The sequence below is a fragment of the Pseudomonas sp. SST3 genome, from assembly GCF_003325755.1.
This window is the reverse complement of sequence record NZ_QORI02000015.1, coordinates 96,899-114,728: the sequence shown is the minus strand read 5'-3', so window position 1 is coordinate 114,728 and position 17,830 is coordinate 96,899. Positions and strand designations below refer to the sequence as shown.

Annotated in this window: 18 protein-coding genes and 2 pseudogenes; 15 read left to right on the top strand and 5 right to left on the bottom strand. The window is 60.3% G+C overall.

Annotated elements, in window-relative coordinates; all coding sequences use genetic code 11:
• Positions 1-617: 617 nt before the first annotated feature.
• From DQ405_RS16255 to DQ405_RS16240, 4 genes and pseudogenes are all read left to right on the top strand, one after another.
• On the top strand, positions 618-1,067 hold the full coding sequence (locus DQ405_RS16255) for a DUF2231 domain-containing protein (RefSeq protein WP_168425179.1): 450 nt from the start codon (positions 618-620) through the stop codon (positions 1,065-1,067).
• Positions 1,064-2,357 (top strand): annotated as a pseudogene (locus tag DQ405_RS16250) (PQQ-dependent sugar dehydrogenase). Before DQ405_RS16255 ends, DQ405_RS16250 begins: the two are co-directional and overlap by 4 nt.
• A gap of 200 nt (positions 2,358-2,557) precedes the next feature.
• On the top strand, positions 2,558-3,013 hold the full coding sequence (locus DQ405_RS16245) for a DUF6196 family protein (protein ID WP_168425178.1): 456 nt from the start codon (positions 2,558-2,560) through the stop codon (positions 3,011-3,013).
• A gap of 144 nt (positions 3,014-3,157) precedes the next feature.
• Positions 3,158-3,661, top strand: coding sequence for a nucleoside deaminase (locus tag DQ405_RS16240; RefSeq protein ID WP_168425177.1), 504 nt, complete (start codon positions 3,158-3,160; stop codon positions 3,659-3,661).
• Positions 3,662-3,740: 79 nt separating this feature from the next.
• Here DQ405_RS16240 and DQ405_RS16235 read toward each other — a convergent pair whose 3' ends face one another.
• Entirely contained in the window at positions 3,741-3,932 is a 192-nt protein-coding gene (locus DQ405_RS16235; protein WP_168425176.1) for a hypothetical protein, read from the bottom strand.
• Between the two features lie 98 nt (positions 3,933-4,030).
• Here DQ405_RS16235 and DQ405_RS16230 point away from each other — a divergent pair, with 98 nt between their 5' ends.
• The 4 genes and pseudogenes from DQ405_RS16230 (at position 4,031) to DQ405_RS16215 (ending at position 7,640) form a co-directional block, all read left to right on the top strand.
• Entirely contained in the window at positions 4,031-4,174 is a 144-nt protein-coding gene (locus tag DQ405_RS16230) for a hypothetical protein (RefSeq protein ID WP_241730035.1), read from the top strand.
• A pseudogene (locus DQ405_RS16225) lies at positions 4,171-4,248 on the top strand (YeeE/YedE family protein); the annotation flags it as partial. The gene DQ405_RS16230 and the pseudogene DQ405_RS16225, both read left to right, overlap by 4 nt.
• 153 nt (positions 4,249-4,401) lie before the next feature.
• Positions 4,402-5,187 (top strand): sulfite exporter TauE/SafE family protein, encoded by a 786-nt coding sequence (locus tag DQ405_RS16220; protein ID WP_206678909.1) that lies wholly within the window; start codon positions 4,402-4,404, stop codon positions 5,185-5,187.
• A 227-nt stretch (positions 5,188-5,414) separates the two neighbouring features.
• Positions 5,415-7,640: an esterase-like activity of phytase family protein gene (locus DQ405_RS16215; RefSeq protein ID WP_168425175.1), complete on the top strand. Its 2,226-nt coding sequence runs from the start codon at positions 5,415-5,417 to the stop codon at positions 7,638-7,640.
• Between the two features lie 105 nt (positions 7,641-7,745).
• Here DQ405_RS16215 and DQ405_RS16210 read toward each other — a convergent pair whose 3' ends face one another.
• Positions 7,746-8,771, bottom strand: coding sequence for a CNNM domain-containing protein (locus DQ405_RS16210; protein WP_168425174.1), 1,026 nt, complete (start codon positions 8,769-8,771; stop codon positions 7,746-7,748).
• Between the two features lie 304 nt (positions 8,772-9,075).
• On the bottom strand, positions 9,076-9,534 hold the full coding sequence (locus DQ405_RS16205) for a carboxymuconolactone decarboxylase family protein (protein WP_168425173.1): 459 nt from the start codon (positions 9,532-9,534) through the stop codon (positions 9,076-9,078).
• A 91-nt stretch (positions 9,535-9,625) separates the two neighbouring features.
• Between DQ405_RS16205 and DQ405_RS16200 the strand changes: the two genes are divergently transcribed.
• From DQ405_RS16200 to DQ405_RS16190, 3 genes are all read left to right on the top strand, one after another.
• The gene (locus DQ405_RS16200) at positions 9,626-10,471 is read left to right on the top strand and encodes a helix-turn-helix transcriptional regulator (RefSeq protein WP_168425172.1); all 846 of its coding nucleotides are present in this window, start codon (positions 9,626-9,628) and stop codon (positions 10,469-10,471) included.
• Between the two features lie 341 nt (positions 10,472-10,812).
• Positions 10,813-12,015, top strand: a complete 1,203-nt coding sequence (gene zigA / locus DQ405_RS16195) for a zinc metallochaperone GTPase ZigA (RefSeq protein WP_168425183.1) — start codon at positions 10,813-10,815, stop codon at positions 12,013-12,015.
• Positions 12,015-12,659: a DUF1826 domain-containing protein gene (locus DQ405_RS16190; protein ID WP_168425171.1), complete on the top strand. Its 645-nt coding sequence runs from the start codon at positions 12,015-12,017 to the stop codon at positions 12,657-12,659. Before zigA ends, DQ405_RS16190 begins: the two co-directional genes overlap by 1 nt.
• Before the next feature lie 50 nt (positions 12,660-12,709).
• Here DQ405_RS16190 and DQ405_RS16185 read toward each other — a convergent pair whose 3' ends face one another.
• Entirely contained in the window at positions 12,710-13,039 is a 330-nt protein-coding gene (locus DQ405_RS16185) for a four-helix bundle copper-binding protein (protein ID WP_168425170.1), read from the bottom strand.
• A gap of 197 nt (positions 13,040-13,236) precedes the next feature.
• On the opposite strand from DQ405_RS16185, the gene DQ405_RS16180 reads away from it, so the two are divergent.
• From DQ405_RS16180 to DQ405_RS16170, 3 genes are all read left to right on the top strand, one after another.
• Positions 13,237-13,827: an IMPACT family protein gene (locus DQ405_RS16180; RefSeq protein ID WP_168425182.1), complete on the top strand. Its 591-nt coding sequence runs from the start codon at positions 13,237-13,239 to the stop codon at positions 13,825-13,827.
• A gap of 149 nt (positions 13,828-13,976) precedes the next feature.
• Positions 13,977-14,273, top strand: a complete 297-nt coding sequence (locus tag DQ405_RS16175; RefSeq protein WP_168425169.1) for a hypothetical protein — start codon at positions 13,977-13,979, stop codon at positions 14,271-14,273.
• A 510-nt stretch (positions 14,274-14,783) separates the two neighbouring features.
• Positions 14,784-15,734, top strand: a complete 951-nt coding sequence (locus tag DQ405_RS16170; RefSeq protein ID WP_168425168.1) for an adenosine deaminase — start codon at positions 14,784-14,786, stop codon at positions 15,732-15,734.
• A 29-nt stretch (positions 15,735-15,763) separates the two neighbouring features.
• Here DQ405_RS16170 and DQ405_RS16165 read toward each other — a convergent pair whose 3' ends face one another.
• Positions 15,764-16,681, bottom strand: a complete 918-nt coding sequence (locus DQ405_RS16165) for a LysR family transcriptional regulator (protein WP_168425167.1) — start codon at positions 16,679-16,681, stop codon at positions 15,764-15,766.
• A gap of 105 nt (positions 16,682-16,786) precedes the next feature.
• Here DQ405_RS16165 and DQ405_RS16160 point away from each other — a divergent pair, with 105 nt between their 5' ends.
• The gene (locus DQ405_RS16160; protein WP_168425166.1) at positions 16,787-17,800 is read left to right on the top strand and encodes a zinc-binding alcohol dehydrogenase family protein; all 1,014 of its coding nucleotides are present in this window, start codon (positions 16,787-16,789) and stop codon (positions 17,798-17,800) included.
• Positions 17,801-17,830: the final 30 nt, after the last annotated feature.

The following is a 17,830-nucleotide window of genomic DNA, read 5'->3' as shown; positions in this document are numbered from 1 at the left end:
TTATTTATTTCGGGTGCCGTGTTTGCTGCAGCCGTAACCTTCCTCGTTTACGTAAGGGCTAATTGGGCGCCGTCAACCGCTGAGGACCTACTTGCCCTAGGCCACCTATTTTCACTACCTGGCGCAGCTATTGGCTTATTCATAACGGGGATTATCAGTCGACATGCAAAAAATCGTAGGCCAGCTCTCGCTTTCACAACTGGCGCACTAGGTTTCGCTACAGGTTTTTTAGTGAATCAAGTAGCGATATGCGGCTCTGTTCTGACTTGTGGTGTGCTCTTGGGCAGCTAATTAATTCAGTCAGCGGTCAGGTCGTGGCATAGATCTACTCAGACGGTTTTAAACCGGTCCCTTCGCTTAATCGCCAGACGCAAAGGAGGCATACCGCTCGCATCCTTCGCTTCGCTAATGCACTTCAGCCCTCCAACCGAATTTAGCCAGCCCATTCCAGCGGTATGGGCAAACATGGCGGTCGTTTCGGTGGTTCGACTCGTCGATCAGAGTGAACTTACCCCTCAGCGGCACGATCCCCTTCTAAGCACAGTCAGTGCGATCCGGGCAGCCAGTGCATTCGCGCCGCGCATCAAGCCCGGGTGGCCAGCGATGAGGACGCCTCCGTGACCGTTATCACCCAAAGCACTCACCACACGACACACAGCATCTCCCGCCACGTGCCAAACCCGCTGCATGCCACGCTGCTGGCCGGGACCATCCCCTTGTTCCTTGGCGGCCTGCTGAGTGATATCGCCTACTTTCGCACTTACCAGATTCAGTGGAGCAACTTCTCCTCCTGGTTGATCGCTGGCGGCCTGGTTTTTTGCGGCTTGGCGCTACTGTTTGCGCTGGCCAACCTGATCCGAGCCAACCAGAAGAAAGGGAGGCCGCTGGTTTACCTTCTTCTGCTGCTGGCGACCTGGGTGCTGGGCTTCATCAATGCTCTCGAGCACGCCAAGGACGCATGGGCGACCATGCCCCTGGGCCTGCTGCTGTCGGTAATCGTGACGCTGCTGGCCTGCGCGGCAACCTGGATCGGCTTAACCAACCTTCGCGCAGGAGGTGAATCATGAAACCGACGAGCGCACTTTCCGTTCTGACGATTTCGCTGCTGCTCAGCGCGTGCGGTGGCGCCGACGACGACACCCAATCACTCGGTGCCGAGCCCAGGCTTCCCGACCCTCAGCGCGGCCTGTTGCCCAGCATGACGATTGCTGATCCGGTGCAGTGGGGCGATCAGACGCCTACCGTGCCGGAGAATTTCACCGTCACGGCGATCGCGACCGATCTGAAGATCCCGCGCCAGACGCTCGTCCTGCCTAATGGCGACATCCTCGTGGCAGAAGGCCGCGGAGGCAACGCGGCGAAGCTCAAGCCGAAGGACGTGATCGCCGGCTACATCAAAGCCCAGGGCAACACCTCGGTCAAAAGTGGGAACCGCCTGACGCTGCTGCGGGATGCCGACGGCGACGGCAGCTACGAGCTACAAACCGTGTTCGCGGACAACCTCAACGCGCCGTACGGGCTGGCGCTGTTCGAGGGCAATCTATACGTGGCCAACCAGGATGCGCTGGTGCGCTTCGATTATCAGGAGGGCCAGACCGAGGCCAGCGGCCCACCGACCAAGGTCACCGATCTGCCATCGGAAATAAACCACCACTGGACCAAGGCGATGACCATCAGCCCCGACGGGCGCTTTCTGTATGTCGGCATCGGTTCGAACAGCAATATCACCGAGCGCGGAATGGAGGCCGAAGTCGACCGGGCGATGGTCTGGCAAATCGACGCCGAGACAGGTGCCCACAAGCCCTACGCAACCGGCCTGAGAAATCCCACGGCGCTGGCGATTCAGCCCGGGTCCGGTCAGTTGTGGGCGGTGGTAAATGAACGGGACGAGCTAGGCCAGGATCTGGTGCCGGACTACCTGACGTCGGTCCAGGAAGACGGCTTCTACGGCTGGCCTTACAGCTATTGGGGCCAGAACGTCGACGACCGCGTGCGCCCTCAGAACCCGGACAAGGTCGCGCGCCGCGATCAAGCCTGACTACGCCCTGGGCTCGCACGTCGCCGCACTCGGCCTGGACTTTTCCTCGGACGTCATGGGCAGCGAATATGCCGAAGGCGTGTTCATTGGCGAACATGGCAGCTGGAACCGCGAAAGCCCGGTCGGCTACAAGGTCGTTTTCGTGCCATTCAGCGACGGGCGCCCTTCAGGCGAGCCGGTGGATTTCGTCACCGGGTTTCGCTCATCCGACGGCAAGACCCGCGGCCGCCCCGTCGGGGTAACCGTCGACCCAAGTGGTGCACTTATCGTCGCGGACGACCTGGCAAATACCGTGTGGAGGGTGACCCGCACTCAGTAATCCGGGCCGGTCAATCTGGGAAAGCCAAGGGCCAGCGGGGTCGTTGGCTATCCTTTGCTTGTTGATCACGTCAGCCGGGGTTTCGTATCCGTTTCGTTACGTGTCGAGGACTACAGTTCATGCGAATCAACCCATGAGCATGGACTCCGCGATGGTATCCGGTATGTGTCCATCTACATTAAGTAACGGAGGGCCGGACGATGGTTCACATCAGCCATGAAACAAAAGAGCAAACAGAGCAGAGACTTCGGAAAGTAATTGCCCAAACAAAGTTCATTGCCTATGAGAACAGCTACGCTTTCGAAGAATTCCCCTTAGATCTTTTCCCATCAAGCGCAAACCCTAATGCTTTGGCTCTGGTTCGTGACAGCGAGGTCTGGAGTCAGTTAGTTCCTTCTAACGATCTGAGCAGAGAACTATTTCTTGTTTTCTCTTTTCACTTTGAGGGCTGCCTCGACAATAGCGGATTTGTTGGATGGCTCGCTTCTCATCTAAAACAATCGCTGGGCACAGGCGTATTTGTCACCTGTGGTCATAATTCTAATCGTGGCGGTATCTTTGACTACTGGGGGTGCCCGTTAGAGCTGGGCAAGCAAGCTATCGAGGAAATCCATCAACTCATAGCGCAAGGGAGAAGCCTGAGTGGTGAGGTATAACAAGACGCTCACTCGGAACCCGTTCTACGGCTCCTTAGCTCGGGATGATGCATGGAAGGAAATTAGCATTAAGCAATTTATTAAATCGGCTAAAGAAATCTTCGAATCTATTGAAAGCGGCAAGTTATAACTCAGGAGACCTTTATGACAACCGACGCCGAACTTCGACACTTGCGGCGCTGCATGGACCTGGCCGCCGAGGCCTTGGAAGAAGGCAACGAGCCATTCGGTTCTTTACTTGTCGATGCCGGTGGAGCCGTTCTCGCCGAGAGCCGCAACCGTGTTGTGTCTACCGGTGATCAGACTCGTCATCCAGAATTCGAATTGGCGCGCTGGGCCGCAGCGAACATGACCGCTGAAGAGAGATCTGCTGCGACGGTCTTCACGTCGGGCGAACATTGCCCGATGTGCGCTGCCGCGCATGGCTGGGTTGGGCTAGGTCGAATTGTCTATGCCAGCTCATCAGCGCAGCTGGCAGTATGGCTTGCCGAGTTGGGCGTCCCGCCACCTCCTGTGCGTACTCTGCCGATCCAGGAGATCGTCCCAAACATAACCGTAGAGGGCCCGATCCCTGCCTTGGCGGAAGATATGCACGACCTTCATCGTCGCCACTATCGCAAGTCCGGACAGGCATCGAAGAACGGCTAGCTAGCAAATACCGCCGGACAACGACTTTGGTTGGGTGGATAGGCGCCAGATATGACGTGCATGTCCAGATACGTTTTGGTCACGGCGTCTGGTTGCCGGTGTCTTTCGAACTGGAAGGATGTTTCTCGATTGGCGAAGGGTTTTCTTCATCCAGCTGGCAGATCGTGCAGCTGTCATTATCCGGGCGATTGGTTTCGACGTAACGAACGCGGCGATTAGACGCTTGCCGGTCGGCACTCACGCGGAAACGTGGTCGGTCATTGGTCTTCATGATAAATGTCCCCCGTTAGCGATATGGATTTCTGGGTAGCTTCGTTCGCTCGTAGCGGGGTTTTCGCGATATCGAGCTGAAATTGGCTCGGCGTAATCATGCGGCACAACGGCCTGGTCAGTACCCGGCGCGAGGGCAAGCAGGTTCATTACAGCATCGCCAGCCATCAAGCGATGGAGGTCATGCAGGTACTTTACCGGCTTTACTGCCAGCAACCGGATATCGAGGAGCCATCCGAATGACAATCGACTGGGCAAATTTCACCCCGTGGTCTTCGCTCGCCGGGGGCGCGCTGATCGGCCTCGCTGCAACTCTTTGTTCTGGCGATGCTGACCGGTATGACGCTTTATGAGCTGCAAACACGCTTTGCAGTCCCGGGGTTTATTGGAGCCCTGCGAGCAGGCCGCAGTGATCGGCCGCACGACTATGCGGTGTGCTCGGAAACGGCGCCGGAGTGGGAATATTGCCGATGATGATTGAGATCGGGCTCGGATTGATCGTTGGAGTCGTCTTGGGCCTGACTGGTGCTGGCGGCGGTGTTCTCACCGTGCCGTTGCTGATATTTGTGGTCGGCCTCGAGCTGCCGCAAGCCGCGCCAATCGGTCTGATGGCCGTCGGCCTTGCCGCATGGACCGGCGCGATAATCGGGCTAAGGGATGGCATCGTCCGTTACAAGGCTGCTGCGCTGATGGCGTGCTGCGGTGTGTTGCTCGCCCCCATCGGAGTCTGGATGGCCGGGCGGGTAGCGCACGATGTGCTCGCCGTGGTGTTTGCACTGGTGATGCTCTGGGTCGCGCTCAGGGCGTTCAGGCGCCCACCGACCGATGTTTCGACGACCAAGGCGGTTCCCTGTGAATTGAATCCCCTGACCGGCCGCTTTCGCTGGACCTCACGCTGTGCAGCGACCGTTGCCGCCTCGGGCACCTTGGCGGGCTTCCTGTCAGGGCTGCTGGGGGTCGGCGGCGGGTTTGTTCTGGTTCCCGCGCTGAGCCGCTTCAGTGATCTCCCGATGCGCTCGATCGCCGCAACGTCATTGGCCGTCATTGGCCTCGTATCGCTCAGCGGCGTGTTGTCCGCCGCGCTGACAGGCAATGTTCAATGGGCCATCGCGCTGCCGTTTTCGGCCGGGGCGATGATCGGCATGTTCGCCGGGCGCGCCCTTTCCACTCGCCTCGACGGCCAGCTGCTGCAGAGGGCTTTCGGGCTGGTCGCGGCTGTTGCGGCGTCTGCCCTGCTACTTCGCGTCGCCCTCTGATCGGGCAATCATGTGTGACGAGAACAACTGACCTGCCGGGCTCAGCCCTGCTGCACCCGGCAGGCTCGCCGTAGGTCCTCTGCCACGTCACGAAAGGCGGCTCCCTGCTCTGCCGGCCATATACAAAACTGATCACAGCATCTGAGCGCTCCGTCTCGTCATGGCCCTGTAAGAATCCCGGCCTAGCGTGTGTTGGCTGACCCCAATCATCCAACGCCGAGGCTCACATGAGATCACCGACCCGCCTGACCCGCACTGCGCTATCGACCGCGCTTACCCTGGCTCTGCTGCCGTTGGCGGCTCAGGCCGCATCCTCCCGTGCAGCGGAATACTTCGAGCGGGTCGCGACCTTTCCGGTGTACCGCAACCTTGGCGTGGACGAGGACATTACGCGGCAGACCGTTGCTGAAATCACCGCCGTGAGCCGCGATGGCCGGACGTTGATCTATACCGATAGCCCCGGTGAGCGGATTGGCCTGGTGGACATTGGTGATCCGAAATCCCCGAAACCGGCGGGCTTCGTTCAGCTTGAGGGCGAGCCGACTTCGGTGGCTGTACACCGGCACTACGTGCTCGTCGCGGTGAACACGTCGCTCAGCTTTACCCAGCCCGACGGCATGTTGGAGGTGTTCGACATCCGCAACCCCGCGCAGCCCAAGCGCGTTGCCAGCCTTCCCATGGGCGGCCAACCGGATTCGATTGCCGTCAGCCCGAGAGGCCGTTATGCCGCGGTGGCTATCGAGAACGAGCGTGACGAGGACCTCAACGACGGGCTGCTTCCGCAGCTGCCGGCCGGTTTTCTGCGTGTCGTTGATCTCAAGGGGCAGCCATCGCGCTGGCACGTACGGGACGTTGATCTGACCGGTCTGGCCGACGTGGCGCCGGGTGATCCGGAGCCCGAATACGTCAGCATCAATGACCATGACGTTGCGGCCGTCACGCTGCAGGAGAACAACCACATCGTGCTCGTCGACCTGCGTCGTGGCCGTGTGCTGCGCCACTTCAGCGCCGGCCAGGTCGACCTCGAAGACGTCGATGTGGAAGAGAACGACCTTATCGAACCGGTCGGCGTGCTTGCTGGAAAACGCCGCGAGCCGGATTCGATCGCCTGGGTCGGTCCGCTGCTGGCGACTGCCAACGAAGGGGATTACGAAGACGCCAACGGCGAAGAAGGCGGCAGTCGCAGCTTCACCCTGTTCGACTACAACGGCAGCGTCTGGCATGAAGCCGGCACTTCGATTGAACACGCGTTTATCCGCGCAGGCCATTACCCGGAGAAGCGTTCTGAAAACAAAGGCATCGAGCCCGAGGGCATCGCCTCGGCCAGCTTTCGCAAGCAGGATTTCCTGTTTGTCGGCAGCGAGCGCGGCAACGCGGTAGCCGTCTACGACGTCGCCCGCCCGTGGGCGCCGGTCATGCACCAGTTGCTGCCGGCCGGCATGGGACCGGAAGGGATTCTGCCCATTCCATCTCGTAACCTGCTGGTCGTCAGCAGTGAAGAAGATTCGGCCGAAGACGGCTACCGCTCGACCATTTCGATCTACCAGTTCGGCGCGAAAACGGCGTATCCGGAGATCCATTCCACCAGCAGCGCGCTGATCCCCTGGGGCGCGCTGAGCGGCATGGTCGCAGACCGTGCTCAGAGCGACCGCCTCTATGCGGTACCGGACAGCTACTACAAGGCCTCGCGCATCTTCAACATCGACGCGAGCAAGACGCCGGCGGTCATCGACGGACAGATCGAATTGCGCAAGTCAGGCAGCACCGTCGATTACGACCTCGAAGGCATCGCCCAGGATGCCAATGGTAACTTCTGGCTCGCATCGGAAGGCAATGGCAAAGCCAAGCCGAACTTGCTGATCCATGCCAGCGCGCAAGGCGAGGTGCTTGCCGAATATCCGCTACCGGCGGCTGTCGCGGCGCAGCAGACCAGCAATGGTTTCGAGGGCGTTGCGGTGGTCGGTGAAGGCACCAGCACCCGCGTATACGTGGCCTTCCAGCGCGAATGGAAGAACGACCCGGCCGGCAAGGTGCGCATCGGCGTGTTCAATCCGAACAGCGGCGAATGGGGCTTCTACCACTACCCGCTCGATCCGGCTGTCGAAGGCGGTTGGGTTGGGTTGTCCGAACTCACTTCGATCGGCAATGGCCAGTTCCTGGTGATCGAACGAGATAACCAGCAAGGTCCTGCCGCGGAAGTAAAACGCCTGTACCGCATCGACCTGAGCGGCCTGCAGCCCGCCGCTGAAGGCCAGGGTTTCCCGCTGGTGAGCAAACGTTTGGAGCGTGATTTGCTACCCGAACTGAAGAGCACCGGCGGCTGGGTGCTGGACAAGGTCGAAGGCGCTACGGTCGACAAGGAGGGCCGCCTGTTCGTTGTTACCGACAACGACGGTGTGGAAGACGCCAGCGGCGAGACTCGCTTCATGCGACTTGGGACGATCAAACCGTAGACCACAGAACCAGCCCTGTTCTGGCTATCAAGCCTTGCCGATAGCACCTACAGACAGGCAAGGCTTAAAGGATCTTCAACGGGTTAGCCTGCCCAGCGAGCCCGTTCAGCTTTCCCGGGCTCGCTTGATCCGGTGATCCCACCGACGCTTGGCAAAGCGCCGCATGTTCGGAATGTCGTCCGTTTCATCCATGATCGGTTTGCCGATGATGGTTTCCATGACGTCTTCCAGCGTAACCAGCCCGCGCCAACCACCGAACTCGTCGTACACCACGCACATGTGCTGGCGCTCGTGCAGCAGTTGAGTCATGAGCTGCTCGACACTGGTCATTTCGGGCGCGACCTTCAAGGGCTTCATGATCGATGAGACCGGCGCCTCATCGTCTGTCGCCGCCAATGCGTCATAGCGAAATATGACGCCCAATGGGCTTTCGTTATCGCCAATCACCGGATACCGCGAAAATTGGCTGTCGGCGACCTGTTTCTTGAGCGCGCCGATGGTGGCGTCAGGGGCCGTGTAGTCACAGACCGTGCGTGGCGTCATGATGTCGCGCACCTTCATTTCGTGCAGGTCGAGGATATTGCTGATGACGCGCTGCTCGTCTTCATCGAGGCTTTTCGTTTCGCGACCGAGCACTGTCAGTGCTTTGATTTCTTGACGGATGTCGTGTTCCGGCTCCTGTCCGCCCACTACGCGCATGATCATGTCTGACACGACAATGAACGGTTTGAGTATCCAGATCATGCCATTCAGCAGAGTGGGCAAGTAGGGCGCAAGCGAGCGCCAGTAGCGGGCACCGATCGTCTTGGGCAGGATTTCAGACAGGACGAGAATGAGCACGGTCATGATGGCCGACGCGATGCCGATATAGCCGTTGCCGAACACCACGGTGACCTGCGCACCAACGCCGGTCGCGCCGACAGTGTGAGCGACCGTGTTGAGTGTCAGGATGGCCGCAAGCGGCTGATCGACCTTGTCTTTGAGTTCTTTCAGGCGCTCGTAGAGCTTGGGGCTGGTGGCTTTCTGGTGAGCGATGAAGCTAGGCGTCAGAGAAAGCAGGGCGGCTTCCAGGATGGAACAGACAAACGAAACCAGGATAGATAAGACAGCGAACGCTATCAGGAGAGTCATGAGCAAGGAGCATCGTTACCAAGGGCCCGCCAATTTACAGCACCGCCGACAGACGTGGGCTGTATGCCGAGATGAGCCTGCAACATTTCATTTCGTCTGACTTGCTGCACGTGCCGTTAGATTTCGACAGCGCAGCGCAAAGGAATCCGCTCCATCGCGATCGCGCCCGATGCCTAGCCGCGGCCATGTTCCGGTGTTTTGGTAGCGGGCGATAAGTGATGAAACAGGAATAAGCAGACCTCGTTTCGTTTGTTTGCTCAGCAAAGCGAAACGTGGCCTGCCCTATCCAGATGCCGCTCTTGAATCATGCAGGTTGATAGCTGCCAGGCACTGGCGCGAAGGACACGCTGAAGCGATTCCAGGCGTTGATGGTTGCGATCGCCAGCGTCAGATTGGTGAGCTGGGTCTCGGAGAAATGCTGCCGCGTCTCGTCGAAAAGCGCTTGCGTGATGCCTTGGGGCAGCAGCGTGTTGGCTTCAGCCCAGGCCAGCGCGGCGCGTTCGCGGTCAGTGAAGAACGGCGTCTCGCGCCACGCACTTAACGCATAGATGCGCTGTTCGGTTTCGCCCAGTGCACGGGCATCCTTGGTGTGCATGTCGATACAGAACGCGCATTGATTGATCTGCGATACACGGATCTTCACCAGTTCCATCAGGGGTTTGTCGATGCCGTCTTCGCTGCGGCTCTGGCGCGCCAGGTAGGTTTCCAGTCCGATCATTGCCTTGATCGCCTCAGGTGCCGCGGCTTGATAGTTCATGCGCATGGTGATGTCTCCTCGGTTTGAATGGAGCCAGATTACGCAGCGGCCGACCTGCGCTATTGTAGATTTTCGACATTCGAACACCGAGGTCGCCATGCCCACATCCTTGCTGGAGCGCCTGCCCTGCCTTCAGGGATTCGTCGCCCGTCCACCGAGCCTGGCGCTGGAAAGATACGTGCAGCGATTCTGGTGGATGGAGGGCGACGCCACTCGAGTCTATGACGAGCAGATGCTGCATCCGGACGGTGGTAGCGGTGTCATCTTCAACTTTGCTGACCCGCTGAGCTTCGATGGCACCACGCGCAGGCCGCCCGCCTTGATCGCCGGCCCGCAGCTTGCCAGCACCCGCCTGCAGCTGGCCGGTCAGGTGAAACTGATGGGTGTTCGCTTTCGCCCGGGCATGGGTGCCGCTTTCTTCGGCATGGGCCTGGACGAGCTGTCCGGCTTTCACGACGCCGACTGGCCCCGGCTGGGACTGGCGGCTCTGGTCGATCAGTTAGCCGAACTGGACCGGGACGCGCAACAAGCGTTGGTCGAACGAGCACTACTCGCACGTCTCCGGGAAGCGCACGAGCACCGCTCTCCGGTGCAACAGCTGCTCATCCAGATCGCCGCCAGCCAGGGCCGGGCACGCCTGTCCGACCTCCTGCAGGCGATACCGCTTGGGCAAAGGCAGTTGGAACGGCTGTTTCGCTACCAAGTGGGACTGACGCCCAAGCAATTCAGCCGCGTCCAGCGTGTAGCGCTGGTCCGCCATCAACTTCAACAAGGCGAACCCCTGTTGGATACGGCGCTGGCATGCGGATACAGCGATCAGGCGCACTTCATTCACGACTTCAAGACGGTGGTCGGCATGACGCCTGGGCAATATCGGCTCCGGGCGAAAGCGGCAGGCAGCCCAGCAATGGCAGGGTTGCCGCGGCCAGGCCCTCGGGAGTAATCATCACCTGCGCGCGCCGAGTCATTCGTCGCAACGCGCCTCCACTAACTCGTAGGATGGGCTTCAGCCCACCCAAAACCTTTTACGCGAAATGCGGTGGGCTGAAGCCACCCGACAAGAAAGCGTTGCGTTCGCCGTTGGGCAGGGATTCTTGCGCTGCATTTCTATAGCCCGAAGTGACCTGCACCAATTCATAGTTGTTATGTTATAACTATCGAACACCCACTCGTACGCGCCGCCACGACTGAAGCCGAACTCCTCGCCCCACCACAATGCTGCGCATTGAGGCGAAAGGGCGCCAGGCACAGCGCGAGAAATATCAACGAACCGTCTGAGAGGCCCTGATGAAACGCCTTCCCGTCACTGTGCTGTCCGGCTTTCTTGGCGCCGGCAAGAGCACCTTGCTTAATCACATCCTGAAGAACCGCGAAGGTCGCCGCGTCGCGGTCATCGTCAACGATATGAGCGAAATCAACATCGATGGCGGCGAGGTCCAACGGGACGTTCACCTGAACCGCGCCGAAGAAAAATTGGTGGAAATGAGCAACGGCTGCATCTGCTGCACCTTGCGCGAGGACCTGCTCGATGAAGTCGGCAAGCTCGCCCGCGAAGGTCGCTTCGACTATCTGTTGATCGAATCCACGGGGATATCCGAGCCGTTGCCCGTGGCCGAGACCTTTACCTTTCGCGACGAACAGGGGCAGAGTCTGTCCGACTTGGCGCGGCTGGATACCATGGTCACGGTAGTCGACGGGGTTAATTTCCTGCGCGACTTTCACGAGGCCGAGAACCTGGCGAGCCGCGGCGAAGCGCTTGAAGAGGACGAGCGCTCGATCACCGATCTGCTGATCGAGCAGGTCGAGTTCGCCGATGTCATCCTGATCAGCAAGATTGATCTAATCTCCAGGGCCGAGCGCGAAGAGCTCGCCGCCATCCTGAGCCGCTTGAACCCCCACGCCGACGTTCTGCCGATGAGCATGGGCAACGTGCCGCTGGGCCTGATTCTCGATACAGGCCGCTTCGATTTCGAGCGCGCTGCCCAGGCACCTGGCTGGCTGAAGGAGATGCGCGGCGAACACGTGCCCGAGAGTGCCGAATACGGTATCGCTTCGATGGCTTATCTGGCACGTCGGCCTTTTCATCCGCAGCGCTTTCATGACTTCCTCGATCGCGAGTGGACCAACGGCCGCCTGCTACGCTCGAAAGGGTATTTCTGGCTGGCAAGCCGCCCACAGGAAGCCGGTAGCTGGTCACAGGCCGGCGGCCTGATGCGCTACAGCTATGCTGGGCGCTGGTGGCGCTTTACACCCGAAGACCAATGGCCGGAAGACGCTGAGGCGCGTGCAGCCATAAGCGACAAATGGGATGACGCGTGCGGCGACTGTCGGCAAGAGCTGGTGTTCATCGGGCAGAACATCGACTTCGGTCGGCTACGCGCTGAACTCGACGAATGCTTACTCAGCGACATTGAGTGGAACCTCGGCGCCGAGCGCTGGCTGCGAATGCCCGACCCCTTCGGCCCCTGGTATTCGGAGGTCGCGTAATGCCGGCGCAGCAACTCGTGCAACCCAGGCCGACGCAGGTTTTCGGCGATAAGTCTGCTGTGCTGGGCGAGTCGTTGAATGACCAGATCAATCTCGCGGTATGGCAGCGCCAGCTACCGCCGCACATCGACGGTTTTGCCCGGACGCTGCTTGCGCTGGGCGAGCCGCTGGCCGAATCACTGACGATTGAGCTGGATACTGACGGCGACGTGCATATACCGGATCTGGCGGCGCGTTACCGGGACCTTCTAGGCCATGCGGGATTCGTTGCTGATGTCGCCTGGCTGGTGGGCGCGTTTGCCTGTTTGGTCGAAGCACACCGTATTGGGCTTCGCCTCCGAGCGCTGGATAAGGCGATGTGCCCCCGCTTTCACATTGATCACGTGCCCCTGCGGCTGATCACCACGTATGCCGGTGCCGGCAGCCAGTGGCTGAGGGAAGGCGCGATGGACCGCCACCGATTGGGCGAGCCGGCCGCTGAACCCACCGAAGCCAAACTCATCGAGCAGCTCAAGGTAGGCGAAGTCGCGCTGTTCAAGGGAGAAAGCTGGCAGGGCAACGAAGGGGCTGGAATCATCCATCGTTCGCCGCAGCCTAGGCCGGGTGAACGTCGGCTGATCCTTACGCTGGACTGGCTGGCCTAAAAGGGTCGGCAGCAACGGCTACGCGACCCTTTGGATTGGCGGCGTGGTCATCAGGCCGCCATCTTTTCGCACTCTTCGGCACACTTGCGGCAGGCCTCGGCGCAGGCTTTGCAATGGTCCGCCTGATGCTTGCCACACTCCTCTGCGCAATCGCGGCAGACCTGCGCGCACAACTTGCAAATGGCTTGGGCATAAGCGCTGTCACGGGTCATCAACACGGCGGCAATGGCGCACATCTCGGCGCAGTCGCGGTCCAGCTCGATGCAACGAGCCATCATCTTCACGTCGTCTTCGCGCAGACAGGACGCGGCACAGGTTTCGCAGACCAGTGCACAGTTCGAGCAAGCCTGGATGCACGCCTGATATTTGGAATTGAGCATAGCTGTTCCTCCTCAGTGGTTGCTGCTAGGTGATCGAGCACGACCCGATGCAGGTTGTTATTCGTTGAGGCTGCCCTGCGTCTGAAAGTTCAGCTGATCCACCGAACGGCACCGCTATCACGCATGCCAGCACAAGTGCGGATCGCGTGTCGGCGCCGCTACAATGTCCGCCCACCCGCCTACGCATGCCCGCCTCGATGACGTTCACCCTCGCCGCGCCTTGTGAGTTCCACGAAACCATCCGCAAGAGCCGCTTTGTGGCCAAGGCAGCGCCCGTATCCAGCCCGGAAGAAGCCCAGGCATTTCTTCAGGCCGTTTACGACCCCACCGCGACTCACAATTGCTGGGCCTGGAAGATAGGCAATCAGTATCGGTTCAGCGATGACGGCGAGCCGGGCGGTACCGCAGGCCGGCCGATGCTCACCGCGATCGAGGGCCAGGACTGTGACCGGGTCATGGTCGTGGTGATTCGCTGGTTCGGCGGCATCCAACTCGGCACTGGCGGCCTGGCTCGCGCCTACGGCGGCTCGGCGGCGAAGTGCCTGCAGACGGGCGAGCGCATCGAGTTGGTGAGGCGAGACCGTTATAGCTGCCATTGCCGCTTCGCCGAGCTGGCCCTGCTGAAGGCGCGCCTGAGTGAAGTAGACGCCCTGATTGAAAGCGAGACTTTCGACGCAGAAGGCGCGCAGCTGGTGTTGGCGCTGCCGCCGGAACATCGACAACGACTGCTGCAAACGCTCGCTGATGTCAGCCGTGGGCGGATGGAACTGCGCGCGCTGGAACCTTGACCCCTGCTCGGCGTTGAACTGCGTGCAACGCGGGAAGTCCCTATTACAACGGCACTTGCCGTTGGGTCCGCAATGTCTATTGCTCGCTTTGGCCCAGCGAATCGTGGAGGTGCCGAAACGCGCATTCCGTTGCGATAGAGGAGTCAACCATGAAAAGCAATTACAAGTGGCTTATTCCAGGAGCCGTATTGCTCGCATCGCTAGGCCTTGCCGGCTGCGATGTGGAGAAGACCGAAGAAGGTTCGCTGCCGGACGTGGAAGTGGAAGGCGGAAACATGCCCGAATATGACGTGGATGCGCCGGAAGTGGATGTGGGCTCCAAGGAGAAGACCATCACCGTACCCGACGTCGACGTCACCATGCCTGAGGATGATGAGCCTGACGTGGGCGAGCCTGTAGAACCGCGCGCGCCTGCTCCAACGCCTGAGCCTGCCCAACAGAACTGACATGCTTCGCGTGGACACGGGTCCACCTGAAAGCCATGCCGACCCGGTCGAGCATGGCTTTTTTTGCGCCTGTGTTTTCCACTAATAATGTGCATGTACTTGTGGATAACCTTGGGAACAAGCGCTCTAGCTCAACGACGGCGCGCCCTCAACACAAGCGCTTATTTTTTAGCTAACACTCGCTGGATTTTCTCTCGGCAGAAAAACCCATTGATTTTCAAGCGTTTTCTGACGATTTTCGAACATTCCCGTAGCGCCATCAAAAAGCCATCCCCGCTAGCTTGTCTTATGCGCAAAATAAGTGGAAAACTCTGTGGATATTCTTTGGAAAGAGGTCGACAAGGCAGGCCCGCTCCCGCTCGCAACGCTCTGGTTATTTCTTGCGCAACTGTCGGCAAGACGCTTATCTGCAAGAGTCAGAAGGATAGACAGTGATTGATGGCTGAGTTGACCCTGGGGTCAATCGCCACGACAGGGTTAGAATGATGGTTTTTCCGGACGGGGTTTCTCATGTACGACTGGCTCAACGCCTTGCCCAAAGCCGAGTTGCACCTGCATCTCGAAGGCTCCCTCGAACCCGAGCTGTTGTTCCGCCTGGCTGAACGCAACAAGATCGCCCTCCCCTGGGATAACGTCGATGCGCTGCGCAGCGCCTACAACTTCGGCAACCTGCAGGAGTTTCTCGATCTCTACTACGCCGGCGCCGATGTGCTGCGCACCGAGCAGGACTTTTATGACCTGACCTGGGCGTACCTGCAGAAGTGCGAAGAGCAGAACGTCGTGCACACCGAGCCCTTCTACGACCCGCAGACCCACACTGATCGAGGCATCCCGTTCGAAGTCGCGATGCGCGGCATCAGCGGCGCGCTGGCTGACGGCCGCGAGTTGCTTGGCATCAGCAGCGGCCTGATCCTCAGCTTCCTGCGTCATCTACCGGAAGAAGAAGCCTTCAAGACGCTGGCACAGGCGATGCCCTTCCGTGATGCGTTCTTCGCGGTCGGTCTGGACAGCTCCGAAATGGGCCATCCGCCGAGCAAGTTCGAACGGGTTTTCGCCAAGGCACGCGCGGAGGGCTTCCTCGCCGTGGCTCATGCCGGTGAGGAAGGTCCGCCGGAATACATCTGGGAAGCGCTGGACCTGCTCAAGATCAGCCGTATCGACCATGGCGTGCGCGCTGCCGAAGATCCGAAACTGATCGAGCGGCTGATCGATGAGCAGATTCCGCTCACGGTCTGCCCGCTCTCCAACACCAAGCTCCGCGTGTTCGACGACATGAGCCAGCACAACATCCTGCAAATGCTGGAGCAGGGCGTAAAGGTCACGGTGAATTCGGACGATCCGGCCTACTTCGGCGGTTACGTCACCGAGAACTTCATGGCCCTGCATGAGAGCTTGGGCATGACGGAAGATCAGGCGCGTCGTCTGGCCCAGAATAGCCTCGACGCCCGCCTGGCCAAGTGATCGATGGGGCCGCCAGGTGCGGCCCCGCATCAATGCGCGAACGGAGCCAGCTGAATCAGCCGCTGGCATCGCCCGACCAGATGTTCACGCAACAGCCGCACCCTTTCACCCATATGTGCACGATGGGCGCAGATCAGGTTCAGCGGCGCCGGTTCGCCCAAAAGCTCCGGCAGCAGCGCGACCAGTCGCCCTGCCTGCACGTCCTGAGCGATGTCGAGCCAGGATTTGTATACCAGCCCTTGCCCCGCCAGCGCCCAGCGCCGCACCACGTCGGCATCGTCGCTGATGCGATCACCGCTCACGACCTGCTCCAGCTCACGTCGGCCGTCTTGAAAACACCAGCGTTCGTGCACCCGCCCCGCCAGCATGAAGCGCAGGCAGTTGTGGTCGGAAAGGTCGGTAAGCGAACGCGGCGCCCCATGTGTCGCGAGGTAGCCTGGCGCGGCGCAGAGCACCCGCCGATTAGTCACCGCCACGGGCAGCGCCACCAGGCTAGAGTCCTCCGGCTGACCGTAGCGCAGCGCGATATCCACCGGCTGCCGAAACAGATCGGCATTACGATCAGCCAACAACAATCGCAGGCTCAAGAGCGGATGCTGCAGCTGGAACTCGTCCAGCCAGGGCAAGAGCACATTGCGGCCGAAATCCGACGGAGCCGATAGCTGAAGGGCGCCACTGATGGTCGCCTTGCCACCGACCAGCACCTGCTGACCGTCGACAAGGCTCTGCAAGGCAGAGCGGGCATGGGGCAAATACTGCTCGCCCTCACCTGTCAGCCTCAGGCTGCGGGTCGAACGTACCAGCAGGCGGCAGCCCAGTTCTGCTTCCAGCCGTTTGAGGGCCGCGCTGGCCACCGCGGGCGACATCTCCAGGCGCCGGGCAGCGGCGGACAGGCTGCCCAGTTCAGCGGTCAGAACGAATATTTGCAGGTCATCGCTGCGCAGCATTTTCAAGAATCCATTGAAAGAGCCTCTGCCGAATATGCTGTTTTTCTCCATAACGCGAAAGCCGACAATGCTCAGATTCTTCTCTTCCCTATAACGGAGCGCATCATGAAAGCTATTGGCTACCAGCAATCTCGATCCATCGACGACCCGCAATCGCTACTCGACATCGAGCTGCCCGAGCCCACGCCCGGCCCACGCGATCTACTGGTTGAGGTGCGAGCCATCTCAGTGAACCCGGTCGATACCAAGATCCGTATGCGCGCGCAGCCGGAAGACGGTCAGTACAAGGTGCTTGGCTGGGATGTGGCCGGCGTGGTGCGCGCGGTGGGCAGTGAGGTCAGCCTGTTCAAGCCCGGCGACGAGGTGTTCTACGCCGGCGCGCTGGACCGCCCCGGCGCCAATAGCGAACTGCACCTGGTGGACGAGCGCATCGTTGGCCGCAAGCCGGCCAGCCTCGACTTCGCTGCAGCAGCGGCGCTACCGCTGACGTCGATCACTGCTTGGGAGCTGCTGTTCGAGCGCTTGCAGATAGGCGAAGGGAAGGAAGACCGAAACCAACGTCTGCTCATCATCGGCGCAGCGGGCGGCGTGGGCTCCATCCTCACGCAACTGGCGCGCCAGCTGACCGGGCTGCAGGTCATCGGTACGGCCTCTCGCAGCGATACCCACACCTGGGTGCGTGAGCTGGGCGCTCATGACGTGATCGACCACAGCCAGCCGCTGGCCGCCGAACTGCAGCGCCTGGGCATCGCCGACGTCACCCATGTTGCCAGCCTGACCCACACCGACCTGCACCTGCCGCAGATCGTCGAGGCGTTGCAGCCACAAGGTCGCCTGGCCCTGATCGATGACCCGGCGAGCCTCGACGTCAGCCTGCTCAAGCGCAAGAGCCTGTCGCTGCACTGGGAGTTCATGTACACCCGCTCGCTGTACCAGACGCCGGACATGATCGCTCAGCACCAACTGCTCAACCGCGTTGCCGAGTTGGTCGACAAGGGCGTGCTGAAGACCACACTGGGTGAGCATTACGGCACGATCAATGCGGAAAACCTGCGCCGCGCCCACGGTTTTATCGAAAGCGGCAAGGCCAAGGGCAAGATCGTCCTCGAAGGGTTCTGAACCAACCCCGCTGCGCAGCGGGCTGCGTCG